Origin of the sequence: Catenovulum maritimum (assembly GCF_001050375.1) — a bacterium.
GTDB lineage: Bacteria > Pseudomonadota > Gammaproteobacteria > Enterobacterales > Alteromonadaceae > Catenovulum > Catenovulum maritimum.
Window position 1 is genome coordinate 699,382 of the sequence record NZ_KQ130482.1, and the last position, 12,247, is coordinate 711,628.

The window sequence follows — 12,247 nt, forward strand, 5'->3', positions numbered from 1 at the left end:
TTCAGCTGTTTTCTTTTCAAAACTTTATTTTGAAACATATTTGTTGGTTTTCTTGTTTATCAATCAATTCAACGGTTAATTTAATATTAAGAATATCCGCACTGCGTTTAGCTATTGAAAGCCCTAACCCAGAGTGCCCATCTAGCTGTCTTGCTTTGTCTTGTTGCCAAAAACGGTCAAACATAACGGATAAATCTGTCTGAGTTAAAGATGGCGCTAAGTTTGAAATAAGTAGAGAATTCTCATCTGTATTTAATTTTATTTCAAGATTGCTATTTACAGGCGCATGACAGATAGCGTTGCCAATTAAATTGGATAAAATCATTTGTAATAGACTAGGGTCTGAATCTATCTCATAGCTTTGTATATCAGCTAAATTAGAGGTTAGCTGTAATTGTTTATCTAAAATATTGTTATTTCTGAGGTCAATACATTTATTTAAATGTCTGATTATATCTATCGATTCAATATTTAATCTTGGCTGAGCTTCTAACCTCGATAACATTAATAAACTATCAACTAACTTTTGTAGTTGAATACTGGTTGATTCTATTTCAGAAAACTCTTCATTGATATCGTCACTCGGCCACTTTTGGGCAACTTCAGCTGTGGTTCTAATCGCTGCTAGTGGTGTTCTAATCTCATGTGCTATATCACTACTGAAACGTCTTTCACGCTCAAAACTTGATTCAAGTCTAACCATTAATTCATTTAACCTGATAATAAGAGGTTTGATTTCTTCTGGGATGCTTGCTTGGCTGAACCTGTGTTGCAAATTATCGACATTGATGGTTGAGACAGAATGTGCTAGCTCAGCGATTGGTTTTAGCGTTCTTCTTAAAATCAAAACTAGCAAGCCAGTAAAGACAATGATAGAAAGTGCACCACCTATTATTAATCGTCTTTTTAGTTTTTTTAATTTACGTTTAATAATCTTTGAATCCAAGCCAAGCACTAAGAGCTTTTTACTTGCACTGCGGCGTTCGCTTAAAAATACGGTTTGTAAAAAGAGTTTTACGTTGTCTGTTTTGTATTCGAAAATAGCAGGGGTGATTTTTGTCGGATCAATCTTCAGTTCTTGTTTTTGAAAATTTTCAGATTGAAATACAAGATTCGTCTTTCCATCAAACATCTTGTAGTACAGTGGCTGGTTTAGTCGGTTAGCTGAAAACTCAGCTAATAGCTCCTCAATTTTTTCCAGCTGTGCATTATTGTCGCCAAAATTTCTTAAAACATGGGGTCTAAATAGACGCATTTTGACATGACCAGCGATACTTTTAACCTGTTCTTTAAGGTCGTTTTGCATCGCGTTTTTTTCTGCTTGGTATAAGCTAAATGCAGCTAAGCAATATAAGGCTAAAAAACTAGGTAAAAGCCAAATTAATAATTTATTTCGTATACTGTTCAAGCTTGATTGTCCTGAATAAAGTACCCCATGCCTCTTTTAGTTTGAATTAGTTGGCTTGAAGTTTTATCTATTTGTATTGCTTTACGTAAAGCGTAAACTGCAGATTCAACCACATTACTCATTGGATTAACATACTCATCATAAATTGATTCCTCTATTTCATGCCTGCTTACGACTTGTCCTTGTCTAAGCATGAGTAACTCAAGTAATGAAAAAGACTGTGGGGTTAAATTTAATACTTGGTTATTCCGTTTAACTATTTTGGCACTTCTATCTAGCTCTAAGTCAGCAATTCTAAGCAGTGGAGAGGCTTGTTGATATCTTCTTCTGGAGAGAGCTTCAACTCTCGCGAGCAGTTCTTCAATAGCAAAAGATTTAACTAAATAATCGTCTGCGCCTATTTTGAATCCTTCAATTTTATCTTCTATTTGGTCAAGTGCTGTTAAGAATAATACTGGTGTACTTTTACCCGCATCACGTATTTGCTTAAGAATTTGTTTTCCATCTAAATTAGGCAGCATGATATCTAAAATAATGACATCGTAATCGTATTCGAGTGCATGCCATAAGCCATCCTTACCGTCACCGGTATCATCAACCGCATATTTATTTGCTTTCAGCGCTCTGACGACTGCTTTTCTAATTTGTTCAGTATCTTCAACAATTAATACTCGCATCTAGTTACTCCAAAAAGTCATATTAATTATATTATAGCTAAAGATAAATGAGCATTTGATGAGGAATTAAATATTTCTATAAATGGTTATAAACTATATGAAAGTATGACATTAGTTATTTTTGTTAGGCGACAATTTCAATTTTGACTAGATACTTAATTGTAAACAATCTACAATAACTTTAACTTAGTAATAATATGTAGACGATAATGAAACCTAGAATAATTTTGTCCGTTTGTTCGTTAATTGGATTATTAATGTTGACGTTAAGTGCTTGCAATAAAGATAGGCATTTAAACATACCTAGTTTAATTGAACCGCAAAAACCTTTGCTTTTCGAAAAGCGAGTTACAGGTAGTCTAACTAAAAAAATTACAATAAATCTGAATAACGCTGGGAATTCTGCTCGTTTGAGTTTATACGCTGACGATAACTTACTGGTCGATAACTTCAACATCCCAGTAAAAGGCCTACAGACGGTAAACACGCTAGTCAATTTTGATCAATTTACCGAGCTAGCAAAATCACAGTTAATTGAATTTAAGTTAGTGTCTAAAGGTGCAAACTTAACCATTCATGATTTCATCATTGAAGATATCGAAAATTTAACTTTTCCTAATTATAAAGATATTAGCCAAGCTATTGGCATGGACAAAGTTAGCTCAATTAAATATGGCGGACCAACAGTAGCGGATTTTGATAATGATGGCGATTATGACTTTATTGTTAATAATCATAATGCCGAGTCAAGTAAATTGTACTGGAATAATGGTGACGGCTCAGTAAGTAAACATAACAAAAATTTAGCGCGCTGGTTTATGCATGATCTACATGGCACTGCAGCTGGAGATTATGACAATGATGGTGATTTAGATATAGTCGTTACTATGGGTGGCGGTAATGGTAAAAATCCTTCTAAGGCAAATTTTTATCATAATAATCAAGGTTCTTTAGTTTTAAGCACTGGTGATGTCAATATTGACCGAGGTGGTAGAGGCCGTGGTGCAAAATGGTCTGACATGGATTTAGATGGTGATTTAGATTTAATGCTAATAAATGAAGCCAGTTTAACTCATTCTAAACCTCAACATTATTTTTATAAAAATTTGGGCAATGGTGAGTTTGAATATACCTCAATCAAAGGTATGGAAGATCAAGAACCGTCTAGAGCTCTTATTACCGATTTAAATGGTGACCAAATTGATGATCTTATCCTATACAGCCCATTATCAGTTTGGCAAGGCAATGGGGATTTTACCTTTACAGAAATCACGTCAAAATTTCCAGAAGACATTACAAAACTCCATGATGTGATGGCAGTAACAGATATAGATATAGATAACGACGGTGATTTAGATTTATATCTAGCTCGAGGTAAGGCTTTTGAGCATGGTTTTGGTGAATCTCCTTCGGTTGATCATGATCCAATTGAAAAAACATTTTCGATCAAACCTCGTGGCTATAAGGGGGTAGATGAATTTTATTTTATTGCTTCAGGCGAGGTTAAATTCCATCAATATAACTATCTGACTCAGGGTGAATTTAGAGGTAAAGATTATCCAATATTTTTGGGTAGCCATAAAATAGCCAATGTACTTAAACCTGGCGAAGAGTTGGTTATTGAACCAGAAAAATCGATTGGTTGGCCAGATGATATTACACAGAATGGTGTTTATTTTGGCTATCTAGGGAATAAAAAATGGCGCTCTGCTTTAGTTCGAAACGGCAATATATTCTGGACATTTAGATTTAGCTTAACTGGTGTCGAGCAAGTGTCATTAGGTTTTGAACCTGAAAACAGAAATATCAGTGACATCCTGTTAGAAAATAAAGGTGAATTATTTAGCGATGTAAGTCGCCAATGGAATATCCCAACCGGCGTGAACTCATTAGGTGTGACAGTTGGAGATTTTAATAATGATAGTCATCAAGATTTATTTGTTTATCGTTGGGGGCTGATTGGCCAAAGAATATCAGATTATATGTTGTTAAACACAGGGAAAGGATATTTTGAAAACATCACTATGCATGGCGCTAATGATATAGGTGGACCAGGTAATGGCGATATGGGCCAAGCGTTCGACTTTGACTTGGACGGAGACTTAGAGCTTTTAAACGGCAGTGAAGATGGAGAATGGTATTTATACAGCAATGAAATTGAGCAGTCACAGAATCAAGCAAACTATGCCTTAGTGAAAGTTGGATATTCGCCTGAAGCTAATGTCGATGCTATTTCAGCTGAAGTCGTAGTTGAAACTGAAAACAACACATATAGAAAACGTGTTGGGTCTGCGGGTGCGATATTCTCACAAAGTCTACTTAATATTGTCCATTTTGGTCTAGGTAATGCTGAGAAAATTAAGTCTATTCATGTTAAATGGCGCAATGGCGAAAGCGTTGTTTTTCAGAATAAATCAGTCAATCAAATGTTTGATACTGATAAACAAGATCCAGATAGTATTAGCTTTGCAAAACCAAAATATGAAGTAAGACAAAATTCAGCAATTAATATCACACCTTTAATTAAACCAGCTAATGCTAATACTTTAGTTTCTTGGTCATCTAGTAATGACAAAGCGATTAGTGTGAATCATAAAGGCGAAATAACTGCGGTTGGTAAAGTTGGAGAAACTGCGGTTATTTCAGCTAAAAGTCAAGCAAATGGACTAGTCGCGTCAAGTTTGGTAAGTATTATTGACTGGCATCCACACGAGCTCAAGTCTATAAAATTCGACCTAGATACTAAACTCAATTTGATTGAAGGGCAGCAGGTTAAAGCTAAGGTTTTATTAGAGCCTAGATTTGCTGATAACGCAGAATACAATTTCACATCTAGTAATGATAAGGTCGCTAGTCTTGATCTAAATGGTAATATTGTCGCCAAAGCTGCTGGTTCAGCTAATATACAAGTCACAGCTGTCGGCAATAAAAATGTCAGTGATTCGATTGAAGTTGAGGTGAAGCCATTGATTAAACCTTTTATCGAAATTACAAATCATAATGAATTTTCAGATAAAATATTAGTCATTGGCGATAATATTAATGTGAAGGTTAAATACCATGCAGGCACTGGCAATAAAGTAATTTCTTCTGATGAAGGCGGGATTCGCTTTTGGTTAAGACACTTTAAATCTAAATGGTTTCCGGTTAAAGATATTGTATTAACTGATAAAGATGTTTTATATACAGAATCGGGTACAAGCGAAATGACAATTTCTCTTGCTGGTTTAACCCCAACATCTGAATTACCAGAAGGCCACTTTTATTTACTACAAGCTACCTTTGTATCAAGTAGTGGGGCAGAGTTAAACTCTAAAATTTACCCATTAGAGCTAGTTAATCCTTAAGTTTAAAAGTCGAATTTAAGTATGGGGTGAGTATTGACAGCTGATTTGTTAATTCAGCTGTCTATTAGCTATAAGCAACCCACACGGAAATATACTATCTTTAACGAACGATTTGTTAGCCTGTTATCCAGGCTTAGCTTATTTAACTGAAAGGCTTAATAGCTAATTTTTGACAAAGAGATATAGATCTTAATTTAAAATTTTATAATAAAATCAATAGCTTTTATTATTTCACTATGCTTTCATTAAGATGCTCGGTTGATAAAAACCAATACCCTAGTGCAGGTTTCAAAACAGGGTATTGGTTCTGGTTGTGTTTATAATCTCAGTTTAATCGTATTAGGTAATGTTAATCGAATTTTATTTCACATACCGACATTTTACCTTGAACTGTTGTCCACCAACCACCAGTCCATTTGCCGCCATTTTGGCTTGCTACTCTAGGACACTTTTGTTTTGCGTCATTTTGATTCCAGATCGGCCCTGCATTAATCGCTTTTTTATTACCCGAGCATTCTTTAATGCCTTTGCTCCAGTTGTTATGTTTGTTAATTGCTGCTTTAAAGCATTGAACTGTTTTAGCTGCATTTGGACTATTTTTACATAATTTGTGCAGGTTACTAGTCTGCCAATTTTTGCTTCCGCCTCTTGACCAAGCGACTTTACCTTGCACTAAACTTTTACAAACTTGTTCTTGTGAGCGGGCTGCCGCTTGACCTTGTGCATTGCCATTGGCATTTTTGATTCGACATAACTCGTTACTCGTTGCTTGATTGAAATAACCCCATGCGACTTTTGTTGTATGTAGATCAATTTGTAGGTTCATTTTACGACTCGAATCCATCAGATAAACAGACCATTCATCTCGATTTCTTTCTTGCCAATTAATCCTTGTTCCTACTTCGTTAACTTCTAGCCATTTTTTATGGCCGACTTTAGTGAAGGTACTTTTGTAGCTTGAGCCTTGGTAACAAACGGCTTTGTTAAGCGAGTATGCATCAATACCAAATTTACCTTTTGCTTGTACCGCGGTGCAAAGTAGAAAGCTTGATAGTATCAGTAAATATTTGAAGTGCTTCATTTTAATTCCTTAATGCTTTGTTAATTTAATTTCCAATGCTTTTTATTCTAGAGTAGGTTTACATTTATATTCTATTTATACAAGCCAATGAAGGTATTACTGGCGTTTTTATAACCTTTTTATATCTTTAGATTCTTAGATAAATAAGCAAAGCTAGCCACCGACAATACATGTGGTAATCAAATATAATTAGCTGTTTATTCATATATTTGTTAACGCTAAGCCTAATTAGGGGGGGATTATGACAATATAATCGTTAAAACATGAATGAAAGTTATCTGACCCTAACTCGCTAGAGTCAGATAATTAGATGATGGAAGCTGTGTTATCACATTTTAAAAAGATTTAACGCATTTAGTTGTTTGAGCTACTAATTACTCAGCTTTTCGGCTCTCCAATTTTGCTTTAATCGTTTGTTTAATTTCGCTTTTACTTACTAAACCATCTTGGTCAGTATCAAAACGCTCGATGAATTTTTCATCGACTTCTGAACTGTCAAGCATGCCATCTTTGTTAACGTCTTTACTATCAAATTTTGCGTGTTTGCCTGCAAATTTACCATGCTTACCACCTTTACAATGCTTTGTAGCAAATCTGTGTTTACCTGGTTTGTTTGTTTCACCATTTTCAGCACGTTCTGCTTTTTTCTCTTCTTTTATTAATTTGAAGTCTTCTTTATCGATTTGACCATCTTGGTTTTTGTCTAATTTATCTAATGAAGTGCCTGCATTTTGGATTTCGCTCGAATCAATTACGCCGTCTTGATTAGTATCAAATAAATGATGAAGTGGGTTTTTGTGTTGTCGTTTTTTAGGTTCGATGTCATTAGCTGCATTTGCAAATGTGTTAGCGCCCATGGCTAGTAAAGAAACTAAGATAGCTGAGTGTAATGTTTTCATTTGAGTCACCTTTAAACTTAATTGACATATTTTGTTTTGGTTAAGTTATGGTTTGTTATCCATTTTCTCTTAACCTTGAAGCTATATTAGCTATGTCAATATGAGCGTAAGATGAGTAATTAAAAATAATTTAAGCTATCCAGGCGTAAGTCTAACTTGATACATATATCTACAAACAGGGTTACAGATTAAACTCTTATTTTTAAGTTAACACTAAATTAAATTATCTATTGTTAACATTTTTTTAGTTTGTGGACTTCAAATTTAGAACAAACTATTGTATTGTTGTTAACAATTAACTTTAGGTGGTACTTATGTTTAACAACAAAAAATTTGAATATACAATCTTAGCTTCTTGTTTGGCAGTATTATTGGGTTGCGGTAGCGGAGCAAGCGTTAACACGGATACAGAATTACCGACAAATAATGACGAAATCACAAAGCCGGTTGAGAATGAAGATCCCAATGATGATTCGAGCGGAGATGATGGCAGCCAAACGCCTATTGACACCCCTGATGATAGTGAACAGAATGACGAAAACCAAATTCAGGTAATTAATGTTGATACTGCAGATTCTACATTGCCTAGTTTTGTTTCTTTTAATGACACAACACCAGATGACATGATTTGGGAGAAGGTTGATTCATTATCAGATGAGTTTAATGAATGGGATTCTACTAAATGGATTAAAACCAATTGGAATTATGGTGACACTCCAGTCAATATGCTGAATAAAAATTCGGGTGTGTCAGAAGGTCATTTGTGGATCAAAGCAACGTTAAACGATGACGGTACTGAACAATGGTTTGAGACTTCACGTGTACGTTCAATTGGTAAAATAAAATTTCCTATGTATACCGAGAGTAGAATTAAAACAGCTCATATATCAGCTTATAATACTTTTTGGCTAAACAACGGTGATATTAATAACCGTGATGAGATTGATATTATTGAGAATAACTCTAACCCATCTACAGACTATTCTAACCCAAATTACCCTTGGCAAATGAGTTCTCAATATTTTGTGGTTAAAGATGGTGTAACAGAGAGAGCAAAAGGTAATTTCGATAACCGAAATTTATCCGAAGGGAATACATTAAAAGGCGTTAAATGGAACGAAGCTTACCATGTTGTCGGTGCTTGGTGGAAAGATGAGCATAATGTACAGTTTTATCTGAATGGTGAACCAGCTGGAAGCATTAAAACTACACAACCATTTACTTTAGAACAGCATTTAATTTGGGACTTATGGACTCAAGATTCTTCATGGGTAGGTGGTTTACCCAATAAGTCAGATTTACTAGATGATTCAATTAATACGATGCGAATTGACTGGGTTAGAACTTGGCGTTTAAAATCGATTTAAGATACTAGTCCTAGCTAGCCTTATTCTGGGGTTAGCTAACTCAACTTATTATCTATATGTTTGTTGCAAGTTACGTATAGGTATGAAGATAATAATGGCCCTAAATCACATCATAATTTTCATTTCGTAGTTGTAACTTATCATCCAGCTTGTTTTACCTAATGTTGTATTACTCTGAATCTTTTTTAAAATTATATTCTTAAGCGGTATTTTCTAGTACTGCTCTATAAATTTCATGTGGCAGCCTGTTTGATAGATTACACTGTTTTATTAGAGATCCAATCTAAATTGTTTTATAAGAGGTGTATTTTTGTAGGAGATTAAAGAGATTAATTGGTCGGATTGAGAGGATTCGAACCTCCGACCCCTGACACCCCATGACAGTGCGCTACCAGGCTGCGCTACAATCCGACCGCGCTTGCAATATTAATCAATTGAAAATCGATTGCAAGCGCTAAATCGGTTGTTGTTCTAGATATCTAATCGTTTGATTACTTATCCAACAAAAAATGTTTTAAATGATTGATTGCACGTACTAAAATGGGGTTTTTAGGCGGCTCAACAACTTCATTAGAGTTAAGGTTTATACTGGTCATTTGTGCATTACCCTGAATCGTTGTAGTTGATTGATTATGCCATACATAAATCGCATCTTGATTCGCTGTCACAAACCAGCTTTGGTTGTTCGGAACAGAATATAAATTATGACCAAATTTACCATAAGCACTTTGGAAAGAGCAGGTTAGCCAGCCTTCTAAAATACTTGGGAGGATATCAAAGTTAGTGGTAATTTTAGGTAAGCTGATTAACTCACCATGCATCATCAATCGACCATAACCTTGTTTTTCCTTTGCTAAAACGATAGTAATAGCATGTTCAAGCTTAGGCTTAAGGTATTCTAAAGCTGAATGATAATCCTCAAATTGCGCTATGTTGAAAATAAGCTGATTTGAACTAACTCTTTGAATTGATTGCGTCAAAGGTAATTCTATATCTGTCTGATTATGAATGTTGAGGCCGATATGAGCAGTTAGCAGGGCATTATCTAAAACACTTTGAGATTTCTCAATTTGCTGCTGATAAATAGAAGGTAAACCAGACATAATTTCGAACAGAGATTCTTTTACATCAAGTGGAGACCAGTGCTTACTGACTTCTATTGAATGATTAAAGCGTTTGGTTTCAAGTTCAAGACTTGAAATTTGATTAAGTGGCAAACTAATGACATTAATGGATAAGTTACGATTAGCAGGCAGACAACTAAATTGGTATTGAGTTGATTGCATTTGGTAATTAGATAAATCAAAACTAAATACTTTCTTTTGGTTGTATGCTTCTAAATCGACTAATCCAGAATCACTTAAAATGGTTTTTGCCGTCATAGGATATGAAAAAGGTAACAACTTATCTTGCTTTACGATTGGTTTGTATAAGCTTAAATCCGCCCAAATATGTGCAAGATGCCCAAGCACAAAACAGCTAATGGCAATTGGAATAATTCTAGACTTTATAAACCAGCGTCTGTATTTTTCTAGGTTACGCCAAAGTGCGTTCGCTAAGATCAACTGAAGAAACAAAATAGCTAAGAAAACGACAAATAGCGCCGCTTTAAATCCAGTTGGTAAACTTGCAGTTAAAACTTGGAAGTCAGTTTGTATGTAATCTAATGAGAGTAAATTTATATGGTAACCGTTAGCCGAAAAAACTAACGCATCTATAAATAAAATGGTTAAGCCAAGTGCGCTGATAAAAGCGGCCCATGGGCGTGCTATATTAGGTTTATTGGTTAACGTAATGGGAAAAACTAGAATTAAATAACCAATAAAAAATAAAAATGGAATATGTCCAGCGGTATAAATCAGCATATAAATCAAGCCTAAAAAAGTATCAGGCAGGGGTTGTGAAAACCAATATACAACTGCGATTAATAAACCGACTAAAGCATTGGTTAAACTAAACCAATGCCCCCATGAATACAGTTTGGATTTTGTTTGATTTACGCTATTGAGTAGCATGATATCCTAATCTTTTAATGAGTCCGTTAAAGCTCGACCAAATTGCTCTGCAACTTTTACTTGTTGAGCTGGTGTTATTGTTTGTTGAATTAACTCAGAAACAGTCATACCTAACGCCATTAAGGCTAAATCTGTTTTAACTTCTTGAGCGCTAAGCGCAACTTTTATCGCAGATACAACAGTATCTATATCTTGTATTTGGTATTTACTATTTTGAGCCATATATCCAGTTTCTAAAGTTTGACTATGTAAAAATTGGTATGAAGTTTACATATATATTAAATTTTTCAGGATTATATCATTGTTAATTGAAAAAGGCGTAATTCAATCAAATTTTAGATTTAAGATTAGGCTCATACAATTGTGAGTTATTGAGGTATAATCCGAATTCATCCTTATTAAAATTTATTTTTGTATCTAAGAGTCTATCTAAATATGTCTGTTTCAACTGCTACTTTATATTTTAACCGTTATCAAATTAAAGATGATGAAGTTGTTTTACAACTAGATAATTGCTGTGCGGTCGGCGGAGATAATGCCATTTTCTTAGCGGAAAGCTTACATCAGTCCTTTACTAAAAAAGGTCAAAAGCAATATTGTGCTTTCGCCGATGATTCAAAAGTGGCGAGTGCAATTAAAGAATCGGGTGAAGTTGGCCAGCTAGCAGAGTTAATTTCAAACGAAATTAAGCAGTTTATTACTCTAGAAACCATGCCAGCTGAAACTATATTAGTGGTTGCTCATTATCGTTATTTAGCGACTGAGTATTTGTTATGTGGCATGTTAGGCGTTAAAGAATCAGTTCAATTAAGTGAGTCGGTTATTCCGACGCGAGCACATCACCTTGATATTACGAACATTCAACTTGCTGTCGAAATTGACCTAACTGAAATCGGTCTTAATCCAGATTCAGATAGAAGTATTGCTTATATCAAAGGCAGAGTAGGGCGAAAAGTCGGTGACTTTATGTCAGAGGCTTTACAAATTGAAGAAAAATTTGATGCTAAAGCTGCGACACAAAAACTGGTTGAAAACGTTGAGAGCTTTATTGAAAGCCATAATGATAACCCTGACAATGTTAAGATTATGCGTGATGTCTCATTAGAAGTTATGAAATCAGCGGCGGATAGCGGCGAATTTATGCAAATAAAGGCGTTATCTGATGAGTTAGAAGAAAAAGCAGGCATAGCTGGTTTCTATGAACATGCTGCCAAAGAAGAAGATTTTAGTGAAGAGTGTCCAATCTATATTTCAGCTTCAAAACCGCTTCAAAAATTCTTTGGACAGGGTGGTGGTATGAGCCTGTCATTTGATCGCGAACTATTAGGTGAGCATATAGAGTTTAATCCAGAAACTCAGCAGCTTATTTTTAACAAGATTCCACCAAATTTATTGAATTCACTCAACAAAGCATTAAAGCCTTAAAGAATAGGAGTGGTAATTTAATTACCAA

General features: G+C 34.8%; 9 protein-coding genes and 1 tRNA gene. 3 read left to right on the forward strand and 7 right to left on the reverse strand.

Translation table 11 applies throughout. The features are described from left to right. Positions 1-16: 16 nt before the first annotated feature. Both XM47_RS02400 and XM47_RS02405 read right to left on the reverse strand, forming a co-directional pair. Positions 17-1,408 carry a sensor histidine kinase gene (locus XM47_RS02400; protein ID WP_048689017.1) on the reverse strand — a complete coding sequence of 464 codons (1,392 nt, stop codon included), beginning with the start codon at positions 1,406-1,408 and terminating at the stop codon, positions 17-19. Further along, positions 1,405-2,085: a response regulator transcription factor gene (locus XM47_RS02405; protein WP_048689021.1), complete on the reverse strand. Its 681-nt coding sequence runs from the start codon at positions 2,083-2,085 to the stop codon at positions 1,405-1,407. The genes XM47_RS02400 and XM47_RS02405 overlap by 4 nt, the downstream gene beginning before the upstream one ends. A 257-nt stretch (positions 2,086-2,342) precedes the next feature. Here XM47_RS02405 and XM47_RS02410 point away from each other — a divergent pair, with 257 nt between their 5' ends. Beyond that, positions 2,343-5,432 (forward strand): FG-GAP-like repeat-containing protein, encoded by a 3,090-nt coding sequence (locus XM47_RS02410; protein ID WP_048689023.1) that lies wholly within the window; start codon positions 2,343-2,345, stop codon positions 5,430-5,432. 349 nt (positions 5,433-5,781) lie between these two features. On the opposite strand, the gene XM47_RS02415 is transcribed toward XM47_RS02410, so the two are convergent. Beyond that, a complete protein-coding gene (locus XM47_RS02415) occupies positions 5,782-6,513 on the reverse strand; it encodes a mannan-binding lectin (protein WP_048689025.1) in 732 nt (243 codons plus the stop codon). Positions 6,514-6,887: 374 nt separating this feature from the next. Further along, positions 6,888-7,412, reverse strand: a complete 525-nt coding sequence (locus tag XM47_RS02420) for an EF-hand domain-containing protein (RefSeq protein ID WP_048689028.1) — start codon at positions 7,410-7,412, stop codon at positions 6,888-6,890. A gap of 314 nt (positions 7,413-7,726) precedes the next feature. On the opposite strand from XM47_RS02420, the gene XM47_RS02425 reads away from it, so the two are divergent. Then, positions 7,727-8,779: a LamG domain-containing protein gene (locus XM47_RS02425; protein WP_245623404.1), complete on the forward strand. Its 1,053-nt coding sequence runs from the start codon at positions 7,727-7,729 to the stop codon at positions 8,777-8,779. Positions 8,780-9,113: 334 nt separating this feature from the next. Here XM47_RS02425 and XM47_RS02430 read toward each other — a convergent pair. The 3 genes from XM47_RS02430 to XM47_RS02440 all read right to left on the reverse strand — a co-directional run bounded on the left by XM47_RS02430 (position 9,114) and on the right by XM47_RS02440 (position 11,016). Then, positions 9,114-9,190, reverse strand: a tRNA-Pro gene (locus XM47_RS02430). A gap of 80 nt (positions 9,191-9,270) precedes the next feature. After that, a complete protein-coding gene (locus XM47_RS02435; RefSeq protein ID WP_048689029.1) occupies positions 9,271-10,794 on the reverse strand; it encodes a DUF3413 domain-containing protein in 1,524 nt (507 codons plus the stop codon). Positions 10,795-10,800: 6 nt separating this feature from the next. Beyond that, the gene (locus XM47_RS02440) at positions 10,801-11,016 is read right to left on the reverse strand and encodes a DUF1414 domain-containing protein (RefSeq protein WP_048689032.1); all 216 of its coding nucleotides are present in this window, start codon (positions 11,014-11,016) and stop codon (positions 10,801-10,803) included. A 213-nt stretch (positions 11,017-11,229) separates the two neighbouring features. Here XM47_RS02440 and XM47_RS02445 point away from each other — a divergent pair, with 213 nt between their 5' ends. Continuing rightward, positions 11,230-12,219, forward strand: a complete 990-nt coding sequence (locus XM47_RS02445) for a nucleoid-associated protein (protein ID WP_048689035.1) — start codon at positions 11,230-11,232, stop codon at positions 12,217-12,219. Positions 12,220-12,247 lie beyond the last annotated feature (28 nt).

What these genes read in the sequence shown, in the direction of transcription:
- XM47_RS02440 (WP_048689032.1), bottom strand. Translation starts at nt 11,016, where the DNA reads ATGGCTCAAAATAGTAAATACCAAATACAAGATATAGATACTGTTGTA.
- XM47_RS02445 (WP_048689035.1), top strand. Translation starts at nt 11,230, where the DNA reads ATGTCTGTTTCAACTGCTACTTTATATTTTAACCGTTATCAAATTAAA.
- XM47_RS02415 (WP_048689025.1), bottom strand. Translation starts at nt 6,513, where the DNA reads ATGAAGCACTTCAAATATTTACTGATACTATCAAGCTTTCTACTTTGC.
- XM47_RS02410 (WP_048689023.1), top strand. Translation starts at nt 2,343, where the DNA reads ATGTTGACGTTAAGTGCTTGCAATAAAGATAGGCATTTAAACATACCT.
- XM47_RS02405 (WP_048689021.1), bottom strand. Translation starts at nt 2,085, where the DNA reads ATGCGAGTATTAATTGTTGAAGATACTGAACAAATTAGAAAAGCAGTC.
- XM47_RS02425 (WP_245623404.1), top strand. Translation starts at nt 7,727, where the DNA reads ATGTTTAACAACAAAAAATTTGAATATACAATCTTAGCTTCTTGTTTG.
- XM47_RS02435 (WP_048689029.1), bottom strand. Translation starts at nt 10,794, where the DNA reads ATGCTACTCAATAGCGTAAATCAAACAAAATCCAAACTGTATTCATGG.
- XM47_RS02420 (WP_048689028.1), bottom strand. Translation starts at nt 7,412, where the DNA reads ATGAAAACATTACACTCAGCTATCTTAGTTTCTTTACTAGCCATGGGC.